The sequence below is a fragment of the Pseudomonas sp. Root401 genome, assembly GCF_001425105.1.
GTDB classification, from domain to species: Bacteria; Pseudomonadota; Gammaproteobacteria; order Pseudomonadales; family Pseudomonadaceae; genus Aquipseudomonas; species Aquipseudomonas brassicacearum.
This window is the reverse complement of the sequence record NZ_LMDO01000012.1, coordinates 346866-371350: the sequence shown is the minus strand read 5'-3', so window position 1 is coordinate 371350 and position 24485 is coordinate 346866. Positions and strand designations below refer to the sequence as shown.

Here is a 24485-nt window from a genome sequence, read left to right as displayed (position 1 = left end):
TGACCAACTTGTAGGAAAACGGATACAGACCATGACAGAAGCTGCCCTCGTCCCCGAATCCCCGCACGCTCCGTCTGTTATTCGGCTGTTGCTCGAGAAATTGGGCATCGGCTTTGACGAAGTGCTCGAACGACCCGGCCTGAACCCAGCCCGTAAAGTGCAGGCGGTGTTGCTGCACGATGCCGTTGGCGCGCTCATGGTGCTGTTTCCGCAAAGCCAGCTGCTGGACCTCAATCGCCTGGCCGAACTCACTGGTCGCAAACTCACGGCAGTGCCGACCGAACGCCTGGAGCGCATGCTCGGCAAGCACAGCCTGAGCCTGCTGCCCGGCCTGCCGGCGCTGACCAGCTCGCCCTGCCTGTACGAAGAAAGCCTGCTGCGCGAACCGAAGTTGCTGATCAACTCCGGCGAACCGGGGCTGTTGCTGGAAGTCACCAGCGAAGCGTTCAAGACCATGCTCACCAAGGCCAGCGCCGCGACGTTCGGCGAAGCCGTGAGCAACATCACCCCCAACCTGGACCGCCCGCACGACGACCGCGCGGAAATCACCCAGGCTGTGCAGGCGTTCACCGCCCGGCGTATCCAGCAACGGCTGGAAGAAACCATCGAGATCCCGCCGCTGGCTGAAACCGCACAGAAAATCATCAAGCTGCGGGTCGACCCGGACGCGACCATCGATGACATCACCGGCGTGGTGGAAACCGACCCGGCCCTGGCCGCGCAAGTGGTGAGCTGGGCGGCATCGCCCTACTACGCTTCACCCGGCAAGATTCGTTCGGTGGAAGATGCCATCGTCCGGGTACTGGGCTTCGACCTGGTGATCAACCTGGCGCTGGGCCTGGCCCTGGGCAAGACCCTGAGCCTGCCCAAGGACCACCCGCAACACACCACGCCGTACTGGCACCAGTCGATCTACACCGCCGCCGTCATCGAAGGCCTGACCCGCGCCATGCCGCGCGCCCAGCGTCCCGAAGGTGGCCTGACCTATCTGTCCGGCCTGCTGCACAACTTCGGCTATCTGCTGCTGGCCCACGTGTTCCCGCCACACTTCTCGTTGATCTGCCGACACCTGGAGGTCAACCCGCACCTGTGCCACAGCTACGTGGAACAGCACCTGCTGGGCATCAGTCGCGAGCAGATCGGCGCCTGGCTGATGCGCTACTGGGACATGCCCGACGAACTGGCCACCGCCCTGCGCTTCCAGCACGACCCGCACTACGACGGCGAATACGCCGCCTACCCGAACCTGGTATGCCTGGCCGTACGCCTGCTGCGCTCGCGAGGGATCGGCTCCGGCCCGGACGAGGAAATTCCCGATGCATTGCTCGAGCGCGTAGGCCTGTCTCGGGACAAGGTCAACGACGTAGTCAGCAAAGTGCTGGACGCGGAAGTGCTGCTGCGCGAACTGGCTTCGCAGTTCAACCACTGATCATCGACTGACTGATGAGCTTTTTGTGGCGAAGGAGCCTACTCCCTCGCCACAGTGATCCACGCGACTCAAACCAGGTAACGAATCACCCAACCGGCATTTATATCAGCCCAGGGATCGCCGTCTACCCACCCCAGACCGCAAACCACGATCCGTCCATCCGGCATTACCGCCATGTCCTCAACGCTTTCGTACATCTCGTCTTCGTCAAAAATGACAAAGCCGTTGTCATTGAACGTCGGATCCAGAGAACCATCAGAGCGAAAACGTGCCGTCAGCGCTGTAAGCCCTTCTTCAGCAAAGCCACTGCCAGTACTCCCGGCGACAAGGATCGAACCATCTGACTGCAGTACACAACGACGCCAGCCCAGCCCTTTCGGGGCCAGCGCGGAGAAAAGTGGCTGCCCGCGATTGAAACTGTAATCGAAGAATCCATCGCGGGTTACAACGAACATCAACCCATGAAGAGCACCGTTGCGAAAAGCCCTGCCTACCGCGACAATCCTGCCGTCAGTCGCGCTTACTGCGACGTCACGCATCACAATGAGACTGGAATGACTAACGGTCACAACCCCGCCGTTGAAACCCTTGTCGAGACGTCCCATTGCATCAAAACGCGTCACATAGGCACCCCTGGCAGCCAGACTGTTCAGGGCATACTGACCAACGACCAACACCTTGCCATCTGCCTGAACCGCGATGGACTCGGGAGAATTGTAGTCATACGAAATGCCTTCGAGCTCGATGAGCACGAAACCAACTCCGTTAAACGTGTAGTCCGTCGAGCCATCCGAGTTAAGGCGAATCACGACTCCTTTTCTCTGGCCGGAATCAGTCGTTACACTATGGCGCAGGAAGATCTTTCCATCCAGAGCCGCTGAACCTCCTGCACTACGCGAGGTTCTCAAGGATGCTGTTTCGTCATCCTGACCGGAAACGTCTACGCTTACGCCAATATCCGTGGGGCCGCCCATATCGTCATAGGGAAGCAAACGCAGACCTTTCTCGCCAAAAGACGCGTCCAGTTTTCCGTCTTCGTGATATCGCACCACATACAGACCACCGCCAGCGGGCAACGTGTAGTTGCCAATCACCAACCATCCACCATCGCTTAGAGCGAGCAACTCCCAAACATCCAGAGTGGTCTCTTCCATATAGATTTCTACGAAACCCGTTCCGTGTTCCCCGAAGCGGGTGTCGAACGAGCCATCCTCATTCAGTCGCGCTAACGCGACAGGCGCGTCTATCCCTGATAAAAGAATGGCGACAAGCAACTTTCCTTCAGGTAACGGCAAAACAGCTACTGGCCGAACTCCGGAAATAACGGGTCTCGGCAGCCTCAATACACCATCATCGGCAAAAGTTGGGTCTAGCGTGCCTGCCCTCATAGTTCCTGCTGGCTGAGCCATGATGTTTGCTCCATCAAAGTGAATGAGATCCAACGCGGATTTCAATCCCATGAAACGCCCAAACACGCCCTCGCGCACCTGTAAGAAATAACAGTTCAGAGCAAACCGCCAACCCGACATGCCAAGACCCACTCCGATCTGGATTTGGCCTTCACCGTGGCGAGGCCAAAGCATCGGCCTGCGTTCTTGCATGGCTGTTCACGCCAAATAACGAATAATCCAACCTCTATCGATATACGGGACGTACGGCCACTCCTCCCCATCTACCCAGGTAAAACCGGCAACGACGATCCGCCCGTCTGTCATTACCGCCATATCCTCAACAGTCTCATACTGTTCGTCTTCGTCAAATACCACGAAGCCACTACCATTGAACGTAGGATCCAGCGAACCATCGGAATGGAAACGCGCCGTCAGCGCTGTTGTTACCTCTTCAACAACCCCTCTGCCCGTAGTACCAGAGGCGAGAATCGAGCCGTCCGCCTGCAATGCGCAACGTCGCCAATCCTGCCCTTGGGCCAGCAGCGCGGAAAAAAGTGGCTGCCCGCGATTGAAATGGAAATCGAAGAACCCACTGCTGGTTAAAACGAACATCAACCCATAACTGTGTCTATCGCGCGAAACCCTACCTATAACAACAATTGCGCCATCCCTTTCTCTCACCGTGATTGCGTTCGCATGGATGAGCTCAGAATTCGCAACGGTCACAACGCCGCCGTTGAAGCTGGTATCGAGGCGACCCGTTGCATCGAAACGCGTCACATAAACACCTCTTGAAGCCGGGCTGGTCTTGGAATAATAACCAGCGACCAGCACCTTTCCATCTGCCTGGACGGCGACTGCGTCGGCATAGAAAGAATCATAGGGGATATCTTTCAGCTCAATGACCGCAAAACCTACCCCGTTAAATGTATCGTCCATCGAACCATCCGAATTAAGACGAAGCACAATCTGTTGCAAGGGGCCGGACTCAGGATATCTATCATTGATCCAAACGATCTTGCCGTCCGATTGCTGGACCGCAGCGGCTCCTTGACGGCCTTGGGCACGACGCCCCTGAACGGATGATTGCTCGTCATCCCAACCCGGAACTCTCGGCTTTTTTTCAACTTCCCGTTGCTCTTCTCTAACAGGAAGCAAGCGAAGACCGTTCTCGCCAAAGGACCTATCCAGCTGTCCATCCTGGAAGTACCGCAAAAGGTATTTACCTCCAGATCTACCGTCATTCGTCTGGTAGTCACCGAGCACCAGCCATCCACCATCGCTCAGAGCGCGGAGCTGGGAGACATACAACCTTGCACCTTTTAAATAGAATTCCACCAAGCCTGTGCCAGCCCCGCCAAACGCCATATCAATCGAACCGCCCTCATTCAATTTCGCGAGCCCAATCGGTTCGAACTCTCCCGCTAAACGCATGCCGAGAAGCAGTTCTTTTCCAGCTAGCGGCAAAATGGCCTGTATGTAGTACCCAGTGAACTCGGGGGTCGGCAGCCTAAGTACCCCGCCGTTGGCGAAGCTGGGGTCCAGTGTGCCTGCATCGGTGGTGTCAGATGATTGAGTCATGTTTTTTGCTCCATTAAGAAATGAAAATCCAATGTGGATATCAAGCTTTATGGAGCCTTCAAACAGACGCGCATACACCTGTCATTGCTGACAGTTTTATCAATCTTTTGGGAATGAAAATTTGATCTGGTAAGCAAACCCGCTATTCAAGGCTTCGGCTTGGTCTTCCTCGGCTTCAAATACTTGGTCAGCCCCTGGAACCAGATCACCAGCGCCGGGTTGCCCTTGATCTGGATCGACTTGTCCTGAATCCCCGTCATGAACGCCAGTTGCTTGTTCTTGGCCTGCATCGTGGCGAAGCCATAGGCGGCGTCCTTGAAGGCAATGGCGAACGCAGGCTCCGGGTAAGTGCCGGACTGGCTAGTGATGCGCTGGTTTTTCACGGTGAAATGCCGGGCGACCTTGCCGTCCAGGGTTTGCAGTTGAAACACCAATTCCTTGTCGCCCAACTGCTGCTGGAACGCCGGATTGGTCCGACTGGCCTTGCCCATCAACAACCCCAGCATCCACAGCAGAAAACGAAATTTCATGGGCACAGCCTCGTGATGAAAGATGAATGGCTGGCAGTTTAGCGATTCTTCGGCGTAACGCCATCATCGGATCGCTTTGGCGGAAGATAAGCTGGTTTTCGCGAAAGATGACTGCCAAGTCACGAAACCAAAAATCAAAAGATCGCAGCCTTCGGCAGCTCTTACATCGATTTCCGTAGGAGCTGCCGAAGGCTGCGATCTTTTGATCTTTTTGCCCTCCTGTTCCTCGGACATTTCCTTCAAAACGCCGGGTGGTTCATGAACTAGGCAGCGCTTACGAGCACCGCTAACCTCTGTTCGTCATCGCAAAAAACGGTGACACGGACGTGCAAGTCCGGTACATATCGGCGCGCAACTGCCACGCCAAACGGCTCATGCTCGTATTGGTGCGTTTATGGCGGCTGCGCGCGGGAGACTCTCGAGGTCTGCCGGGGTCCGATATGCCCGGTCTTGCACACCCGCGCACAGCTGCCACCTTCTTCGGTGCAACGAGAGGTGTCAGCTTCCAATCAATTACATATCGGGTAATCAATCATGTTCAAAGCAACTCCGAATCCCCCAGCAAAGCGGCCACAAATCCCGCGTCCAAGCGCAGGAAGAACAAAAGCTCGATGACGCCGCCACCCGCGCCCTCGACTACTACCTCAAACCCAAGCCCGCCTCACCGCCCGAACCCGACAGCACCAAGCTGTTCATCGTCGCCCCCCACATCGACACCGAAACCCTGCTGGCCAACGCCTCCGAAGATCTACTGTCCATCAGCACCATCGCCGACGACGTGGATGACTCACGCCGCTGCGTCGCCCTGGCGATCAGCCGCATGGCCGACGGGGTGCAGTTGTTGGTTGAGCGGGCGTTGGATCATTTGGAAGCCAAGGAGATGGCGGCGCCTGGGGCCAAGGGGTAGCGTTCGTATTGATGCAGACTGGGCCGACGCCATCGCGAGCAAGCTCGCTCCCACAGGGGGAAATTGGGTTGTCGCGGATACCACAGTCAACTCAAAACAACTGTGGGAGCGAGCTTGCTCGCGATAGCGGAGTGTCAGGCAACAATGATGCAAGCTGAACCGACGCCATCGCGAGCAGGCTCGCTCCCACTGTTGGATCGGGGGTATGGCCGAAGAGCCAGGTCGGCTATAAGGCCGCCTCGCGAGCAAGCTTTGCTCCCACAGGTTCTGCTCAAACAGATCTGACGGGTGTACGACCGGGAGAGCCAGGTCGGCTNCAGGTCGGCTATAAGGCCGCCTCGCGAGCAAGCTTTGCTCCCACAGGTTCTGCTCAAACAGATCTGACGGGTGTACGACCGGGAGAGCCAGGTCGGCTGTCAGGCCGCCTCGCGAGCAAGCTTTGCTCCCACAGATCCTGCTCAAACAGAGCTGAGGGGTGTACGACCGGGAGAGCCAGGTCGGCTATAAGGCCGCCTCGCGAGCAAGCTTTGCTCCCACAGGTTCTGCTCAAACAGATCTGACGGGTGTACGACCGGGAGAGCCAGGTCCAGGTCGGCTATAAGGCCGCCTCGCGAGCAAGCTTTGCTCCCACAGGTTCTGCTCAAACAGATCTGACGGGTGTACGACCGGGAGAGCCAGGTCGGCTACTAGGCCGCCTCGCGAGCAAGCTTTGCTCCCACAGGTTCTGCTCAAACAGATCTGACGGGTGTACGACCCGGAGAGCCAGGTCGGCTACTAGGCCGCCTCGCGAGCAAGCTTTGCTCCCACAGATCCTGCTCAAACAGAGCTGAGGGGTGTACGACCGGGAGAGCCAGGTCGGCTACTAGGCCGCCTCGCGGTGGACGTTGATCTCGGCGCCCCGTTAACCACGATGGCCGAACGCAGGCATTGTGGAGTGGGCATCCCGGCATGGATGCCGGGATAGCCGCGCTGGGCCATGGATGGCCCTTCGCGGCGGGTTGTGGAGTGGGCATCCCGGCATGGATGCCGGGATAGCCGCGCTGGGCCATGGATGGCCCTTCGCGGCGGGCCCACGGAGCAATGCCTTCGTTCGGGCATGCCGAGCCTAGGCGAGGCACCGAGTGGTGGGGCAAAGCCTTTTTGGTTACTTTTTTGGCGTCTGAAAAAAGTGACCCGCCGTAAGGGCGGAACCCTAAGCCGCCGTTACCGCAACAACGGCCCCCGGTGTCAGGATAGTTGTCGCCTCTCCGGATTTACCCCCAAAAGCACACCGAGGGCGGAAAGAGACAGGTTGTGACGTACTATTCACGCGAACGTACCCCCCGGTGTCAGGATAGTTGTCGCCTCTCCGGATTTACCCCCAAAAGCACACCGAGGGCGGAAAGAGACAGGTTGTGACGTACTATTCACGCGAACGTAAAGCCGCATTGCTCAAGATGTTGCTTCCCCCACTGAACCTCACCGTGGCCGAAGTTTGTCGGCGTGAAGGGGTCAGCGATGTATCGATGTACACCTGGCGCAAGATGGCCAGCCTTCAAGGAAGTAACGTGCCAGAAGACATACCGCTCTCTGATAAATGGTCTGCTGAAGCCCGGTTTGCCGCCGTTCTTGAAACGGCCAGCCTGACTCAGCTTGAGTTAAGCGAATTCTGCCGTCAAAACGGTCTGTACCCAGAGCAGCTCAACGCCTGGCGTCARGCCTGTATCAGCGGTCAAGAGGCGGTGCAGGCCCAAAAAATGGCTGACCATGAGCAGACGCGCAAAGACAAGAARCGCATYCAGGAGCTGGARCGTGAATTGCGCCGTAAAGATGCTGCACTGGCCGAAACCGCAGCGTTGCTAGTGCTGCGAAAAAAGCTCAACGATTACTGGGGGACCGACGGCGAGGACAACTGACCTCTTTGCCGGAACGGCAATTGTTGGTGGGCTGGTTGATCGAAGCCATCGTAGCGGGAGCCCGACGAGTGCGGGCATGCCAAGAAGTCGGGCTATCACTCAGAACCTTGCAGCGTTGGACCCTGCAGCAAGAGCTGCAAGCTGATGCGCGCACGACCACCTTGCGGCCTAAGCCACGCAATGCGCTAAGCGAAATTGAGCGCCAAGCTATCGTAGCCCTGTGCAACAGCCCGGCGTATGCCCATTTGCCGCCAAGCCAAATCGTCCCCCGCCTGGCAGACGAAGGGCGGTATCTGGCGTCGGAAGCCACGTTTTACCGGGTCTTGCGAGCAGCCGGCCAACAGCACCACAGAGGCCGTAGCCGACGACCTCGACGGGTTGTAATGCCGACAACGCACGCGGCTCAGAAGCCCAACCAGGTGTGGTCGTGGGACATCACGTATCTGCCATCGCCGATACGCGGTAAGTATTTCTACCTGTATTTGATCGAGGATATTTACAGCCGCAAGGCGGTGGGCTGGGAAGTTTATGCGGAAGAAAGTGGTGAAAAAGCGGCTGCGCTGCTGCAACGCAGCGTGATCAACGAGAAGTGCCTGCGTAAGCCGTTAGTGCTGCACTCCGATAATGGCGCGCCGATGAAATCGGTGACGCTGCTAAGCAAAATGTATGAGTTGGGGATCACGCCTTCTCGCGGTCGACCGCGCGTAAGCAATGACAATCCGTACTCGGAATCGCTGTTTAGAACACTGAAATACTGCCCGCAATGGCCATTAGAAGGCTTTGCCAGCTTGGACGCTGCACGGACTTGGGTGAGGGATTTTATGCNCGCGCGTAAGCAATGACAATCCGTACTCGGAATCGCTGTTTAGAACACTGAAATACTGCCCGCAATGGCCATTAGAAGGCTTTGCCAGCTTGGACGCTGCACGGACTTGGGTGAGGGATTTTATGCGTTGGTACAACAACGAACACAGGCACAGCCGGATCCGCTTCGTCACCCCATCAGAGCGCCATAGTGGGCAAGATCATCAGATCCTGGCGCTCCGGCATGAGCTGTATGAGCGAGAGCGTTGGAAAAGACCTGAACGGTGGTCAGGACAAACACGCAACTGGGAGCCGATAGGAACGGTGCTGCTAAACCCGGATCGGGAACAGCAGACCGAGAAAAAAGCGGCATAGCAAAACGGTTGACGCGACAACTACCTTGAAAAACGCCGCAGGAACGGTGCTGCTAAACCCGGATCGGGAACAGCAGACCGAGAAAAAAGCGGCATAGCAAAACGGTTGACGCGACAACTACCTTGAAAAACGCCGACGGATATGTCCCCAAAAACAACTGTGGGAGCGAGCTTGCTCGCGATGGCGGCGGGTCAGTCGACATGGATGCCAACTGAACGGACGCTATCGCGAGCAAGCTCGCTCCCACAGGTTTTTGGCTGCTGATCAATGACCAGCCGCCATCACTCAATCAAACATTCGGGCAAGGAACCGGTGCCCAGTCGCCCAGGTCCGGGTTTTTGCACATGCTGTTGACCTGAGTGGTACCAGCGCTGGCAACCTGCTTGCTTTCATCCTGCTTGGCCTTGGCGGTCTGCAGGGTTTTCTCGGTGGTCACCGCTTCTTTCGGCACGACTGGCAGTTCTTTCTTCTTCGCCGGCGTCACTTTCTTCTTGGTCTTGGTGCTGGTCTGCGCCACGACCGGCTTGGTATCGGCAGTGGCCACAGTCACCACGTCAGTACGCTGCACACCCACTTGCTGCAGGTCTTTCTCGTAAGCCTGGGTGTAGTTGTTCAGGTCTTCGGACGCTTTGCCGTTGACCGCAACGATCAAGTCGTTCGACTCTTTCAAACCAGAGACGATTTCCGCCAGGCGCTTGCGGCCTTCGGTGTCGTTGACGGTCTTGGCCTTGCGGTCGGCAACCAGCTTGCTGAACGCGTTCTGGTAGCACTGCTGCGATGTCTTGGCGTAAGCGGTGCTGCGGTCGATGTCGGAGACGCTTTTGTTGACGTCGGCAGCGTAGGAGGCGATGCGCATGTTGTCATCGGCGATCTGCTTCTGGCGCTCGGTATAGTAACCGGCTGCACCACCGGCCAGGGCGCCGCCCGCGGCACCGATGGCGGCGTTGCGGCCACGGTCTTCCTTATCGGCGGTCAGGACGCCCAGCAGTGCACCACCGACCGCGCCGACGGCAGCGCCGGTGACCACGGACTTGGTCATGTTGCCTTCGGTGGAGCGCAGGTGCTGCACCGGCTCGTAGCAGTTCGGGTAGTACTCGACCTTGGTGCTCGAGGCGACTTTGGAAGTCGGCGACGTGGCGCAGCCGGTCAGTACTGTGCTGAAGCCGACAGCGACCATCAGCAAGTGACGCTTGGAAACCGAAGCCAAAGGTTTACGGGAGAAAAGCATAGTTGTGTTCTCGTTTAAGTGTTGACCAGCTCAGCGCGGCGCTATCGCCGCCTGAGTCCCTTCCAAGCTCGCTGACAACGAACGCTCAAGACCGCTGAGCGTTCGATGCGAGCAATTCCTTCAATATCGCCGCCGGGTCGGCTCGTTTTTGCTGACGATAATCCCCGACATGACGAACGAATAACGTTGCACGCGCCACCAGGCTCTTGCCCAGTACCGGTTTGCGCTCCAATTCTTCCTTGATGCGCTGAAACTGCGCCTGGATCACGGCATCGGTGTAACGCGTGCCGGTGGCCAGGTTGTCGATATAAATCGCCACCGCGCCATCGAGCGCGCTACGGCCGTTGTCGATGGCCGTGGCGAACAGCGTGGCGCTGGCCTCATCCTTGGCGTTCAAGGCGGCTTGCCGACTGTTCTGCAGATTGGTCAGGCGAATGTTGTAGTTGTTGACGGTCTCGGCCACCAAGGCTGAGGACTGGATCAGGTTGCCCGCCGCTTCCTCGCGCTGCTGGGCGATGAGCGAGACGTTGCGCTTGAGCTCTTCGTTGACCAGGCCCAGTTCGGCTTGCAGGCGCGGGTCGACGCTGGCGGCGATGATGCTGTCCAGGCGCTTGGTCGGGTCGTCGGCATCGTCGATGGCATCGGTCAGCGACGCGAGCCGACCTTCTTTCTGCCATTGGGCAAACAACTCCTTGTAGCGCGAACGCGGCGCCGACAAGGCTCCGACGGCCACGCGAAAACCGGTGGTTTCGTTGCTTTGCTCGGTGCCGTCGGCGGCGAACAACGGGTATTCGCGGCGCATGCCGGTGAACAGCGTGCCCTCGCCTTCCAGGTAGTTGCCGCCCTTGACCACGAAGCCGCCATAGGCGCCCTGGCGGCGACCGGCGTGCACCAACTGGAAGGATTCCTGGACCATCTCGGCGGCGTTGCCGACCACGTCGAACAAGCCAATCGGGTTCGGCAACTTGGTGCCGATGGGCATCAGCCGCGCCGCCTGGCCGGTACCACCAGCGACCTGGTTGAACACCGCCCAATCGGCCAGCGGCCCGTCACTTTCACTGCCTTCCAGGCGCCGCGGAAACAGGCGCCCTTCCAGGTCCTGTCGACTCACGGCTTGCCCACCACGAGCGGCGAACTCCCACTCGACTTCCGTCGGCAAGCGCACAAAACCCAGCCCGCCGTCTTCGGCGGAAGTACCGCGACCGCTCACCGGCAGCAGGTCCTTGTGGTATTTCATCAGCCAGGCGCTGTACACCGCCGAGAAGCGCTCAGCCTCGAACTTCGACAGTTTCACCTTGGGCAACCGCCCCGCCACGCCTTGGGGCAAATCGGCTTGCAAGGTTTCGCAGGCCGGCGCCGCTTCGCCGCTGGCCAGTGATTGCGCCTGGGCCATGACCTGGGCGTATTGCCGGGCCGTGACCTCGTACTTGCCGATGAAGTACAGCATCGGCTTGAGCGGCGTCTTGGCGTCGGTCTTGGGCATCAACGGCGTGATGGTCTTGTTCCAATCCTTGGGCAGGTCCTTGAGGGTGAACTGGCCGTTGATGAAGTCGCGCCGGTAGCCGGAAATGAACGACTGTTGATAGCCCGCCTCGCCTTCGCTGAACGGGTAACCAAGGCTGATCTCGCGATCGTCCAGAGTGCCCTGGGCGAGGATGTAGACGTAGCGGAACACCATCTGGCCTTCGCACGGCAGCGGCAGGCTGACGTCGTCCGGCAGTGGCTTGGGGTTGTCCAGCTTGTCCGTGCTCTCATCAGCCCAGACCAAACCGGCGAGGCTCAGCGCCACGGCGGCGCCCAATAACTTATACATCGCGAATTCCTTCACACGCCTGGATGCGCGCCACCCGCCAGCCACCACAAGCCGCCGCGACGGCACTGACGCCGAGCACGGCCACCAGGGCCAAGGTGTAGTGACGCACCAACAGATGACTGGCGTATTCACCGGGCATCTGCGCAAATAAATAATTCAGGCCCGACTGCGCCAGGCCATACAGGCCGGCACTCAACAGGGCCGCAAAGGTGGCGCTGTAGAGCGCCTGCAACACCACGAACAGCAACAGCGCCGCAGTGGAAACCCCCAGCAGGCGCAACACCGACAGTTCCCGGCGCTTACGTTCGACCGCCGCCAGGGCGCCGGCAAATATCGCCGCGAACGCGCCGGCCAAGGCCAACCCGGCGATGATCCAGAAGACGATCGACAGATTGCGGCTCAGCGATTGCACTTGGGCGATGGTCTGGGCCTGGGTCGATACCAACAGGTTTTGCCCGGCGAAATACTGCCGCAGCGGCTCGACATCGCCGAGGCTGCGGGCATACAAACGAAACGCCGGGTAGACCCGTTGCCCGGCCACGCCCGCGACATCCCCCGGCCAGCCGAACGCGGGCACCGCACGGCCGTCGCGGTAATCCTCCGCCGCCTCCAGCAACGCCAGCGGCGCAAACAGACCGTCCCGGGCGAAGGCTTCCAATGGCAGCACGTGCAGCACCTGCACGCGGGTGCGCTGCGCCTCGCTGCGACCGGCCACCTGCCGGCCGAAACTGGCCTGCAGCCAATCGCCGGCCTTGGCGCCGAGCTTTTCAGCGGCGGTCTGGCTGAGCACCACTTGATCCAAGCCTTGCGGCACCGGCAACTGATCGAACAAGGGATCGTTGACCGCGGTGGGAATCATCTCGACCGTGACGAGCGACGCATCGCCGCTCAAATCCGCCGTAGCGGCGATCTGCCGGGTGCGCGGCAAAGCAAAGGCCACGTCGCCGCGCTGGCTCAATTGTTCGACGAACTCGGCACTGAAGCGACCGCCGCCCAAGGGAATGATTTCCCGGGTGGCCGGGTCGTTCTGCAAGCGTTCGGTGAGGCTGCTGACCAAACCGAACTTCAGGCCGAACAGCACCAGCAACGGCGCCACCACGGCCACCAAAGCCAACACCGAGCAGGCCGACAGCCAGGCATCGTTGCGGTAATCCTGCCAGGCCAGGGAAGCCACCAGCGCGCCGCGCATCAGCAAGCCTCCTCGAGGGTGGCGGTGACACCGCCGTCGACATCACGACGGCAACTGATGCGCCGCACCTGCAAACCGCTGGCACGGGCCAACGCCTCGTCATGGGTGGCGACCACGCAGCAGACGCCGTGCTCGCGCGCCTGGGCCACCAGCAACTGCATGACGCGCTCGGCGTTCAGCGGGTCGAGGGCGGCGGTCGGTTCATCGGCCAGCAGCAGGCGCGGCCCATGGGCCAACGCCCGGGCACAGCTGACCCGCTGACGTTGGCCGACGGACAAGTCCGCCGGTTTTTTGTCCAGTTGATCGGCAATGTCCAACTGCCCAGCCAGGCGCGTCACGCTTGCGTCATCCTTCAAGCCCAGCAATTTGCGCGACAACGCGATGTTGCCGCGCACGTCCAGGAAGCCCAACAGGCCGCCGGTTTGCAGAACATAACCCAGGTAACGGCTGCGCAGTTCGGCCAAGGTGCCCTGTTGCGACGCACGCCACAATTTGGCGATGTCCAGCGGCGTGTTGGCGGGCGTGAAGTCGAACTGCCCGGCCTGATCCGGCGCCAACACCAGCGCCAGCAAGTCCAGCAAGGTGCTCTTGCCACAGCCACTGGGACCGACCACCGCCAGCTGTTCACCGCCGCGCAAGTGCAGCCGTGGAATCACCAGGCTGTAGCGCTGGCTGCCGGTGCCCCGGCTTTTATGCACTGCGTTCAGGGTCAGCATCACGGCAGCGTCGACAACGGAACGCGGTACAAAGCGTCACCCGGCTCGGCGTCACCGAAGCGCACCCAGTTGGCGAGGTCGTTGTGGAAGGTTTCGTAGAGGCGGATTTTCGAATCCAGCTCGTCGATGAAATCTTCCTGCTCGGCCACGCTCAAGGACAGCCACAGGTCCTGGGTCATGTTCAGCGACTTGCTGCGGTACGGCAGCCCTTCGAGGTACTCGCCGAGAATCCCGCCGTCGGCCAGGTTGCCGCCCTTGCGCAGGGCCGACGGGTCGCGGCTCATGTAGGCACTGGCGCTGGCGATTTCCTGGAAGAAATCCTTGGGCGAACTCTGGGTCTTGCGGGCCGCATCGACGATCAGCTTCAGCGACTGCTGCAAGTCGTTGAGTTGCAGCTTGGTCAGCATCACGCAGACCTGGAACGCCGGCAGCGCCGGGTTGGTCAGGTCGCGGTCGGCGGTCCAGGCGCTGACCAGTTGCGGCGCCTGGCTGGCGGATTTGCGCCCCAAAAAGTCCATGTGCATCGCGTAGCCGACCGCGGCCGACTTGTCGGCCAGGCTCGGCGCGGCGCTCAACAGCGGCACGCTTTGCGCCTTGTTGCTGCGCACCTGATGGACCAGGTCGGCAAACACCGAACCGATCTCGTCGACACGCTCGCCAAACTTGCGCACATCGGCGCCCGGCACCGGAATGTACAGGTCACCGATCTGCGGGTTGGCGTCGGCGGTCAGGGTGCGGTACTGGCTCTGGGCACCGCCGTGGGTTTTCTTGCCGGCGTCGCTGAGCAGGTGCAAGGCGTAGATCTTGATCTGCTTGCCCAGTGCAGCCTGGCGCACTTCGGCCTCGTTCATTTGCGTGGCGGCAAATGGATCGTTCTTGCGCAGGGCCCCGGCATCGGTGACCAGCAGGATCAAACGCCCGCCGTAACCGGACCAGTCCATGCCTTCGACGGCTTCCATGACCCCGGCAAACGCATCTTCGTTGAACGAATGGCTCGACACCGTCGATGCCTTGACCTGACGCGCCAGTTCCATGAAGCGTTGCGGGTCGCGCCCCTGTTCCAGGGTGATCAAGGTCTTGGCGACGTATTCCAGGCCTGGAGTCTTCTTGATGCTGCTGCGGAAACCCACCATGCCGAAGCTGACACTATCCAACTCGCCGCGCTCGGCGATGCGGGTTTGCAGTTCGTGGACCACGTCGCGCACCTGATCGATGTAAGGCTGCATCGACACGGTGGTGTCCACCACCAGCACCACGGCGGTGCGGAACGCGTCGGCATTGGCGGTGGTGATCGGCGTGTTGCTCGCAGCCTTGGGGGTATTGCCTGGGTCGATCGACGCGACATTCAGCAACTGCACCGGCTGACCGTTTTCATCCAGGCTTTCGCGGGAATCGAAGATCGGCAACAGATAGAACTGGCTCTGCGGCACGGCGCTGGCGGCCGGCTCCAGGGCCAGCACTTGCTGGTCGTCCTGCGGGCTCTGCTGGGCCTTGAGCAACACGTTCTTGGCCGCCGATGGGTTAGCCAGGAGCTTTTCCACTTCGCCGGCCTGACGCAGGAACATCACCGGCGCACGGCCGGAACGTTCGGTGAACTTGAGCACCAGGCTCTGCTTCCAGTCGCTGACTTGGGCAGCAGGCAACCAGCCGTCGCTGCGCCCGTCAGTGGCCGCACCGACCCGCACCCACGAACCGCCGTCGACGTCCTTGCGCTGATACACGTACAGCACGGAAAACGCCGGCAGCGCCTTGCCCGGCGCGGCGCCCGGTGCGTCGGCAAGCTTCGCCCCCGGTTTGCTGAGCACGCGCTGGAACAGGGTTTTCTTGCCGGCCATCAACAGCGGACGCTGGCCGCCATCGGCCTCGGTCGCCACCGGTGGCTGAGCCGCAGGGGCAACGGGTGGTTTGACCGCTGGCACTTCGGGGGTCTTCGGCGGCTTCACTTCCGGTGGCTTGACCGAGGTGGTGGTGGCCACTGGCGTCTTCACGTCTTTGCCGTCATCACCGGACAACCACCAATAACCCGCGCCACCCAACGCCAGCGCCACGGCGACCGCAACGGCAGCCAGGGCGAACACCGGCCCCTTGCGTTGCTCCGACACCGAGGATTGAACCGGCGGTTTTATCGGCGGCGCAACGGGCTTGGGCGGCGATTGTGGCGGCGGCGGTGAATAAGCCGGGCCGCTAGGAATGTCGATGGACATGGGCGTCAAACCCGCCAAGTCATCCACCGCAGGCGGCGTGGTCGGCAATTGCAACGACAACGGTCGGATCAGCGTCGCTTCCGCCGACTCGTCTGGCAGGTTATCCAACGCCCGCAGCAACGCCGCCGCATCCGGGAAACGCTCCGCCGGATCCTTCGCCAGCAGCTTGCGCAACACGTCCTGGTAACGGCCGTGGTGCACCGGCAGTTCCGGCAACGGTTCGGTCAGGTGTGCCAGGGCCGTGGACAGTGCGTCGTTGCCGGTATACGGCAGTTTGCCAACAAGGATTTCGTAGAGCACCACGCCCAGGGCATACAGGTCGGCGCGGCCGTCGATGTCTTGCCCACGAGCCTGTTCCGGGCTCATGTAGCTGGGCGTGCCGACGGCAAAGCCGGCCTGGGTGAACTGGGTGCGGTCGTCCAGGGACTTGGCGATGCCGAAGTCCGAAAGCACCGCCGTGCCATCGGCGCGAAACAGGATGTTGGCCGGCTTGACGTCACGGTGGACCAGGCCCAGCCCGTGGGCATAACCCAGGGCCGAGGCGATCTGGCGGATGTAGGTCAGGCCCTGCTCCGGCGTCAGGCCCGCGGCGATGCGCTCCTTGAGCGTGCCGTTGGGCAGGTACTCCATCGCCATGTAATACAGCTCACCGACGTTGCCGATGTCATGGATTGTGACGGTGTGCGGGTGCGACAGGCGCGCCAGGGTCTTGCCTTCGCGCAGGAAACGCTCGCAGAAAGTCGGGTCGGCTGCCAGGGCTGCGGCCATCACTTTCAACGCCACCTTGCGTTCCAGCGAACGCTGGGTCGCCAGGTACACGCTGGCCATCGCGCCTTCGCCGATCGGCCCTTCGATGTCGTAGCCGGGGATGACAATGTTCAAGGTCAAGCTCATGACGGCACCTTCACAACCACCACGGTGATGTTGTCCGGCGCGCCGCGCATCAGGCCCAGGGACACCAGGCTGCTGGCGATTTCGCCGGGCTCGTCGTGGCTCAATACCTCGCGGATTTCATCGTCCTCGACGGTCTTGGTCAGCCCGTCGCTGCACAACAGGTAACTGTCGCCGGGCACCAGCAGCAGCTCAGTCAGCGCCAGGTTCAGTTGCGCCTCGACGCCAATGGCCCGGGTGACGATGTTGGCCCGCGGATGTACCCGCGCCTCGGCTTCGCTGAGCAGGCCACTGTCCTGCAAGTCCTGGACATAGCTGTGGTCGCGGGAGATGCCTTCGAGCACGCCGTCGCGCAGGCGATACAAACGACTGTCGCCGGCCCACAGGCACATGCCGCGCAGGTCGCGGGCGGCCAACACCACCACGGTGCTGCCCATCATCGTCACGCCACGGTTGGCGGTTTCTTCACGCACGGCGGCGTTGACCCGCAACAGGTCGCTTTGCAGCGCCGCGACGTATTCGTCCAGCGAACGCCCCACGGCAATGCTGCGCAGGCTGTCGACGATCAGGCTGCTGACGTAGTCGCCCGCCGCGTGCCCGCCCATGCCGTCGGCCACGACCCAGAGGCCGTTTTCCGGCAGGTCCAGGCAGGCGTCTTCGTTGACCTGGCGGACCATCCCGACATGGCTCTTGCTTGCAGACTTGATTGCTTTTCCGGCACTTGGACGCATTTACACAACACCTTCTTGGCCGAGCAAAAATTGCGCAAAATCAGCCGCCGCCGGCAGTCCCTGACAGCGCATCAAACCCGGGGCAATGCGCTCCGATCCCTGGCCCCACCACAGGCTCGCGCCTTCGCAGGCCGCCTCGGCGAGGGCGCTCATGCGCCGCTGCGGGTCAGTGGCGTCGAAGCGATGCAGGCTGGCAAAGCGGCTGCTCGGCGTGCGCGGCAAGTACATCGGGCTGCCCAAGGTTTCCAGCTCCGCGCTGAACGCCTCGAAACTGGCCTCGACACTCAACGTGCTCAGCAACAGGTTCTCGACTCGCTCAAACCACTCGTCCGCACCGCCCACCACCGACGCCGGGTCCGCGTCGGGCTCCAGTAGCATCGCGACGGTCAGCGGAAAATAACGACCGACTCGGTCGATGCTCGGCATCACCACGCCGAACGCGGCGTCCGGGCCACACACTCCCGGCGCGACCATGAAGCGCCACAGCGGGCTGACCAGATAGGCGTCCAGCCAGCGCTCGCCAAGGCTGGTCTGGCTGGCGAGCAAACCCGCCGCCAACCACGAATCCCACGGGCCGATAAAACTCTGGGGCAAGCCACGGCTGACGAAATCGCCGCGGCTGGCCAACTTTCCATAGAAGCCCGGTGTACTCATAGCCGCTCCGGCAGGCTGAAGCCGCTGAGCACCCGGCTCTTGAATGGGTTGAAGGCGCTATTGGCCCGCAGCTCATAAGAGGCGCTGGCGCCATCGACCCGCAGCCGCAGGTTGAAGCGATCCGGCGAGTTGCCGGCGGTCAGGTCCGATTGTTCCAGCAGCCGGAACCAGGCCCACGGCCCGTCCAGGGTGATGCCGGAGCGACCGCTGGACGACGGCGGCATGATCGAGATCCGCACCACGCCGATGCTGCCCGGGTTCGGCCACTGCATGGCGGTCGGGCGGCTTGGGCCGTGGTCGTAGCTCAACTGTTGGCCGTCGAGGTCGAGCAGGAACTGGGTGATGGTCGAGTCCATCGCCACCGGCTTGAGCTCGAAACGCACCATCGGCTGCGTGCCACCGGAACGGAAGAACGCATCGCGAATGGTCGCCGCGCGCTGGAAGGTCTGCAGCACGCCAGGGGCGATGCCGAGCTTCTGCGCCGCGCCCGGTTGCCAGCGCCAGGTCGGGGTCGAGGTGTCGACGTAGGGTTGCAGGTACTTGCGGAAGTAATTGTCCATCACCCCGCCGACGCCGAAGAACTGGCCGAAGTCATCCAGAGTCGCGTCCCGCGCGCTGCCTGGCGACATCGGATAGCGCCCGGCCAGGGACTGGCGATAGATGTTCACCACTTCGCTGGTCCAGGCGGCGTTCAGTTGGTTGCGCACCCCGCCCATCATGCTGTTGGTGGTGGAGTTGACCACCGACTTGACCAGGCCCTGCACCAGCGGCGGCTGGCGTTCGGCATTAAGGCTGACGCGCGTAGCGGCGGCCGTGGCCTGGTTCTTGGCTTCGCCGAGCAAGGCGTCGCCACTGGCACCGACCATGGCGCTGACCTGCACGTACAGGGCGTTCATGTCGGCCAGCAAGCCGTCGATAGCCGCCGGCTCGCCTTCGCTTTTGCTGACGATGCTGTTGAGCTCAGCGAAGTGCGCGGTGATCGGGTCATCGCTTTGCGCCGGTGCGTTTTGCGTCGCCTGCTCCTGGCCGAGCAAGCTGCCCAGGCGTTCCTTGAGCTTGTCCACACCGCCTTCTACCGGCGTACCTTGGGCGGCCAGCAGGCGTTCATCCTGTTGCAGGTCGGTTTCCTTCGCCACCGCCACCAGCAGTTTTTTCAACGGCGAGGTCGGGCCGGAAATCACCCGCAGCACATCGGCGGCCTGGGCCACGCTGGTGATCGGCACAAAGTCGATGTCGGCCAGCAAGGCGTCCCATTGGCGCAGGTAGTCCTGGAAGTACAGGCGACGCACATCGGCGGCCAGGCTGGCCACGTTCTGCTGATCGGCCTCTTCGTGGCCCAGCACCCATTGCTCTTCGGCCAGGGTGCCGGTCTGGCTCAGGCTGGTGAGCAAAAAGCCCTGGCGATAGCCCTTGACGGTGAAGAACCCGCTCAGCGGCTCGCCCAATGGCTTGCCGCTCTTGCGGCTGAACACCAGCGCCGCGTCACGCCCGGCGGCTTCGTTGATACGGAAGTCCGGGATGCCGTCGGGCAGCTTCTGGCGCTTGATCCGGTCATAGACCCGCTGGGCCACCGGCAATTGCTGCAACTGGCGGCGCAGGTCTTCGACCAGGCGTGGGTCGAGGCGCGCGAGGGGCGGACGCCGCTCGAACAGCGCCTGCAAATGCGCGGTCAGGGCCTGGCGCTGCTCGGCCGGCAAGTCGCGCGGCAGGCTGCGGTCCCAATCCAGGGCGATCCAGGCCTTGATGAAGTCGGCATCGTAATGCTCGGTGTCGGCGAGCATCAGGTAGGCCTTCAAGCCTTCGTAGAGGAAATCCGAATTGCCGCCGCTGTGCAGTTGCTCTTCGATGCGCGTCAGCAGGCGTGGCGCGAACACCGCGATCAGCAGCTTGCGATAGACGCTGCCGGACTCGGCTTCGAGCATGTCGCCCTGGTACAAGCCCAGGCCTTCGGCCCAGCTCGGGGCGTCGTCAGCCAGATGTTTCACGGCGTTGAGCAACGGCAACACGGCGAGGACGTCGCGTTGCGCCGGGCTGAGGTTCTGCACGGTTTGCCCCAACGGCGCGACCTTCTGGTCGACCTGGGCAATGTAGGCCTGGTTGGCGCGGTAGCTGACCCACCACAACGTGCTGACCACCAACACCAGCACCACCGTGGAGGCCAATACGCCGCGGGCGATCCACTTGCGCCGCCGCTCGACTTTCGGATCGACGCCCACCAGCCCGCGCTCGGCGAAGGCCACGGCGGTGAAGAGTTTTTCGATGAAGTAGCTGCGCCCGGTGCCGGTCTGGCGCGCCAGGTGCTGGCGGTCCAGGTTCATGCTCTGGGCCATGGAGCCGATCAGGCGATCGATCGGGCTGCCTTCCTGGGTGCCGCTGGTGAAATACACGCCGCGCAGCAACACGCGCTCTTCGAAGGCGTTGGGTTTGAACACGCCTTCGAGGAAGCTTTGCAGGCAATCTTTCAAGGCGCCGAACTGCTGCGGGAAGCCGTAGATCAGATCGCGCCGCGCCGGGTCGCGCTCTTGTTGCAGGCGTTCCACCAAGCGGTCGTTGAGGCGCTGCTCAAGGCCGGTGAATTCGCTTTGCAGATGCGCCAGCGGGCTATCGCTGCTCTTGCCATCGTCCAGGGCGAAGGTCATGCCCCAGACCTGGGCGCGCTCTTCCTTGCTAAGGGTATCGAAATACTCCATGAACCCCGGCACGAGGTCGAGCTTGGTCAGCATCAGGTAGATCGGGAAGCGCACGCCCAGTTGAGTGTAGAGCTCCTGGATCCGCAGCCGGATTGCGGCGGCATGGGCGGCGCGCTCGGCGTCGCTGCCCAGCAGCAGGTCGGACAGGCTGATGGCGATGAACGCGCCATCAATCGGGCGTCGGGCTCGTTGTTTTTTCAACAGGCCCAGGAAGCCCAGCCAGGCGGCCTTGTCGATGGTCGCGTCGCTGTCCTGGGTGGTGTAGCGGCCGGCGGTGTCGAGCAGGACCGCCTGGTCGGTGAACCACCAATCGCAATTGCGCGTGCCGCCGACACCGCGTACCGCACCGGCACCCAGTTGCGCGGCCAGTGGGAAATGCAGCCCGGAGTTGACCAGCGCGGTGGTCTTGCCCGAACCCGGCGGGCCGATGATCACGTACCACGGCAGCTCGTAGAGATTACGGCGCTCGTCACCGCCCAGCTTGGCTTTCTTGAGCAGGGCCAAGGCTTCGTCCATGCGCTGGCGCAGGGTTTCGAGCTCCTCAAAGGTGGCGATACTGGTCGGGTCCGGCGGGGTCTGCGCGGCCAGGCTGCGCATCACTTCGGCGGCCTGACGGCGCGCCTGGATAATGCGCAATACCCGGTAGGCGATCCATACCGCAAACACCAGGATGATCAAGGCCCAGCGGCGGCCTTCGGGCACCAGCCAATCGAGCAGCGGGCCAACGAACCAGATGATCAGGCTCAGGGCGATCAGCCCCAGCAATGGGATGACCCAGCGGGTCATAAAACTGAAAAACGCCTTCACTCGACCCCCTCCGCCAATACTGTGATTTCAACCCGACGGTTGCGCGCACGCCCCTCTGTGGTGGCGTTGGATGCCAACGGCTCGGTGTCGCTGCGGCCTTCGGCGCTGAAGCGCTCGGGCTGGCCAGTCTTGGCCGAGAGAATTTGCAGCACCGATTGCGCCCGCGCTTCGGACAACGCCCAGTTGGACGGGAACCGGAGGGTGGCGATCGGCCGATTGTCGCTGTGCCCGGTGACCAGGACCTGGCCCTTGACCTTGCGCACCGCATCGGCGATGCGCAGCATCAGCGGCTGGAAATCGTCCTTGATGCTGGCGCTGCCCGAGGCGAACAACTCATCGCCGCGGATGGTCACCACCGAGCGGTCGACGGCGTCTTCCACGGCAATGCGGTTGGCACGGATTTCATCGGCGAGGAAGCCGGCCAGGCGTGGGCGCTCGATCACCTTCGGTTGCACCACAGGGCGGTCGATGGTCTGCACCGGGATTTCACCGAGGAAATGGATGTTCTTGAACACCGGCTCGGCATCGGACGCCAGTTTCATGCGCAGGCCGAACAGTAGCGCCAGCAACAGGGCCGCGCCGATGGCCACGGCGATCCATGGCGGCATGAATTGCGCCAGTCGATCACGGGCCACAGTGACACCGCGCCAGTGCGGCGACAGCTCGCGCTCGTAATCGCCACGGGCACTGCGGATGACGGCGGCGGTGCGCTCACGCAACGCTTCCAGTTGGCTGCGACCGTCGTTCATCACCCGGTAGCGCCCTTCGAAACCCAGGCACATGCACAGGTACAAAAGCTCCAGCAGATACAGGCGCTCGCGCGGGCTTTGCAGGCAATGCTCCAGCAGCTGGAACACCTTCTCGCCGCCCCAGGCTTCGTTGTGCACGGTGATCAACAGGCTTTGCTTGCCCCAATCGCTGGTGCCGCCCCACGGGGTGCTCAACACCGCTTCGTCCAGCGCGGTGCACAAGGCGTAGCGGGCCAGCAACACATCGTTGCGCACCACGCCGGCGGCCTCGGCGCGCTCTTCGAACTGGCGCAGGTAGGCCAGCAGTTGTGCGCGCAAACTGGCCGGCGCCGGGTGGGCAATGGTGCTGCGCAGGCGCGTCAGCAGGGCCAGCAGCGGGCCGGCGGCGCTTTCCAGCGGGTTGAGCCCCTCGGCCTTGCCGGTCAGCACTGGCGCGGCCGGCATCGACAGCGGTGCAGGCGCAGGCGTCGGCTGTGGCCGACCAGCGTCCGGGCGGAAGGGATCTCCACCACGGCCACCGGGCGTCGGCATGAACTGGGTACGATCGTCGTTACTCATCGCGGTTTATCCTCGGATCGCCCAGAAGGCCAGGTTCAGCCCTGGGAACTGGCCGGCGATGTGGAACGCAAAGCCGCCGGAGTTGCTCAACTGCTGCCAGTGATCGCTGCCCCGGTCGAGCTCGTAGTAAGTGGAGCCGGCGTGGTACGGCAACTGCCGTGGCGCCACCGGCAACGGCAGCAGGCCGATGCCCGGCAATTGCAGGTTGACCAGGTCGCGGATGTGCTCCACCGAACCGACCTTGCTCTGCTGGCCGAAGCGGCCGCGCAGGGTCTCGGCCGGCACGTCGGCGCGCACCACCAGGATGAAACTGGCACTGTCGAGCAGGGTCTTGTCGGCCAGCATCGCCACGTGGATGCCGTAGGCTTTCTCGACAATCGGAATTGGCGTCGCCTTGCTGTCGATCAGCATCGACAGGGCTTCGCGAAGGGCCTGCATCACGGGCGCGTAGCTGAGCGCCAGGTCATCGTGCTGGTAAGGCGGATATTGTTGCGGTCGTCGCCCGGAGGCGGTGAACGTGGAGAACTCCCCGGCCAGGCTCACCAGCTCGCTGTAGAAACGCTCGGGATGCAGCGGGCTCAACTGGCTCAGGTGCTGGATCAGCGGCTGGGCACGGTTGACCAGTTGCAACAGCATGAAATCGGCAATTTCCGAGGCACCCCCGGCGCCGGACGCCACCACCCGCCCGGCCAGGGCTTCGCCGCGTTGATGCAGCAGGCCCAGCAGCTCACTGCGGAACGCCGCCAGCGGCTTGGAGGCGATCACATCCAGCAGCGGTGGGATGTAGGCGTCGTCGAGCACCAACGCACGGTCGGCGCGTTTTTCCTTGATGCGCACCACGCCAATGGCGGCGTAGTCGCCGATGCCATCCTGTTCGGTCAACAACCGCAGCGCCCGCGAGCCGAGGGCCACCGGTGCGCGGTTTTCGAACGGTGCGTTGTCGTCGCGCACTTCGCACACCTGGCTCACATAACGCGCAGCGCCGAGGTCTTCGCCTTCGTCCACGGTGTCCCGGGCGCCGGCGCGCTTGAGCGGCAGGGCCAGGTACACCAGGCCATCGCGCAGGTTGTCGTCGACGTTCAATGGGATCGGCGCCAGGTCATCCTGGGGAATGTTGAAGGGCGTACCGTCCGGCAACAGGCCGCGCGCCGAGATGATCGCCAGCTTGCCCTGGGCCAGCAGGCCCTGGTCGATCAGCAATTCGGAAAAACCCCAGGCGCCGGCCGACAACGGGCGGCTGCGTGCGTCGATGAGGTTTTCCAGGTAACGGTCATGCTGTTGGAAGTGCTGCGTTCCAATGAACATGCCTTCCGACCAGACCACGCGATTGTTCCAGGACATGG

Annotated in this window: 15 protein-coding genes and 2 pseudogenes; 4 read left to right on the top strand and 13 right to left on the bottom strand. The window is 62.1% G+C overall.

Annotation, left to right across the window (positions count from 1 at the left end; translation table 11 throughout):
- Window positions 1-31: 31 nt before the first annotated feature.
- Window positions 32-1429, top strand: coding sequence for an aminoacyl-tRNA deacylase and HDOD domain-containing protein (locus ASC85_RS11560; protein WP_057449417.1), 1398 nt, complete (start codon window positions 32-34; stop codon window positions 1427-1429).
- 68 nt (window positions 1430-1497) lie between these two features.
- On the opposite strand, the gene ASC85_RS11555 is transcribed toward ASC85_RS11560, so the two are convergent.
- The 3 genes from ASC85_RS11555 to ASC85_RS11545 all read right to left on the bottom strand — a co-directional run bounded on the left by ASC85_RS11555 (window position 1498) and on the right by ASC85_RS11545 (window position 4931).
- Entirely contained in the window at window positions 1498-3030 is a 1533-nt protein-coding gene (locus tag ASC85_RS11555) for a hypothetical protein (protein WP_082534364.1), read from the bottom strand.
- 6 nt (window positions 3031-3036) lie between these two features.
- Window positions 3037-4401: a hypothetical protein gene (locus tag ASC85_RS11550; protein ID WP_057449415.1), complete on the bottom strand. Its 1365-nt coding sequence runs from the start codon at window positions 4399-4401 to the stop codon at window positions 3037-3039.
- A 146-nt stretch (window positions 4402-4547) separates the two neighbouring features.
- Window positions 4548-4931, bottom strand: coding sequence for a hypothetical protein (locus ASC85_RS11545; protein ID WP_057449414.1), 384 nt, complete (start codon window positions 4929-4931; stop codon window positions 4548-4550).
- A 534-nt stretch (window positions 4932-5465) separates the two neighbouring features.
- On the opposite strand from ASC85_RS11545, the pseudogene ASC85_RS11540 reads away from it, so the two are divergent.
- The 3 genes and pseudogenes from ASC85_RS11540 to ASC85_RS31080 form a co-directional block, all read left to right on the top strand.
- A pseudogene (locus ASC85_RS11540) lies at window positions 5466-5838 on the top strand (DUF6124 family protein).
- Between the two features lie 1394 nt (window positions 5839-7232).
- Window positions 7233-8558, top strand: a pseudogene (locus ASC85_RS31085) (IS3 family transposase); the annotation flags it as partial.
- A gap of 1 nt (window position 8559) precedes the next feature.
- Window positions 8560-8912: integrase core domain-containing protein (locus ASC85_RS31080; protein WP_156395636.1), on the top strand; the 353-nt coding region annotated here is incomplete at its 5' end.
- 289 nt (window positions 8913-9201) lie between these two features.
- Here the strand turns inward: ASC85_RS31080 and tagQ are convergent.
- From tagQ to tssK, 10 genes are all read right to left on the bottom strand, one after another.
- Entirely contained in the window at window positions 9202-10140 is a 939-nt protein-coding gene (gene tagQ, locus ASC85_RS11525) for a type VI secretion system-associated lipoprotein TagQ (protein ID WP_057449412.1), read from the bottom strand.
- A gap of 85 nt (window positions 10141-10225) precedes the next feature.
- Window positions 10226-11953, bottom strand: coding sequence for a formylglycine-generating enzyme family protein (locus tag ASC85_RS11520; RefSeq protein ID WP_057449411.1), 1728 nt, complete (start codon window positions 11951-11953; stop codon window positions 10226-10228).
- Window positions 11946-13142, bottom strand: a complete 1197-nt coding sequence (locus ASC85_RS11515) for an ABC transporter permease (protein ID WP_057449410.1) — start codon at window positions 13140-13142, stop codon at window positions 11946-11948. Before ASC85_RS11515 ends, ASC85_RS11520 begins: the two co-directional genes overlap by 8 nt.
- Complete coding sequence (locus ASC85_RS11510) at window positions 13142-13858, bottom strand: ABC transporter ATP-binding protein (RefSeq protein ID WP_057449409.1); 717 nt, start codon at window positions 13856-13858, stop codon at window positions 13142-13144. The genes ASC85_RS11515 and ASC85_RS11510 overlap by 1 nt, the downstream gene beginning before the upstream one ends.
- The gene (locus tag ASC85_RS11505; protein WP_057449408.1) at window positions 13858-16956 is read right to left on the bottom strand and encodes a serine/threonine-protein kinase; all 3099 of its coding nucleotides are present in this window, start codon (window positions 16954-16956) and stop codon (window positions 13858-13860) included. Before ASC85_RS11505 ends, ASC85_RS11510 begins: the two co-directional genes overlap by 1 nt.
- A complete protein-coding gene (locus ASC85_RS11500) occupies window positions 16953-17684 on the bottom strand; it encodes a PP2C family protein-serine/threonine phosphatase (RefSeq protein WP_046064486.1) in 732 nt (243 codons plus the stop codon). Before ASC85_RS11500 ends, ASC85_RS11505 begins: the two co-directional genes overlap by 4 nt.
- Entirely contained in the window at window positions 17685-18338 is a 654-nt protein-coding gene (gene tagF, locus ASC85_RS11495) for a type VI secretion system-associated protein TagF (protein WP_057449407.1), read from the bottom strand. It abuts the gene before it with no gap.
- The gene (gene tssM / locus ASC85_RS11490) at window positions 18335-21835 is read right to left on the bottom strand and encodes a type VI secretion system membrane subunit TssM (RefSeq protein WP_057449406.1); all 3501 of its coding nucleotides are present in this window, start codon (window positions 21833-21835) and stop codon (window positions 18335-18337) included. Before tssM ends, tagF begins: the two co-directional genes overlap by 4 nt.
- Window positions 21832-23142, bottom strand: coding sequence for a DotU family type VI secretion system protein (locus ASC85_RS11485; RefSeq protein WP_046064488.1), 1311 nt, complete (start codon window positions 23140-23142; stop codon window positions 21832-21834). Before ASC85_RS11485 ends, tssM begins: the two co-directional genes overlap by 4 nt.
- Window positions 23143-23148: 6 nt before the next feature.
- Window positions 23149-24483, bottom strand: a complete 1335-nt coding sequence (gene tssK, locus ASC85_RS11480) for a type VI secretion system baseplate subunit TssK (protein WP_024619030.1) — start codon at window positions 24481-24483, stop codon at window positions 23149-23151.
- Window positions 24484-24485 lie beyond the last annotated feature (2 nt).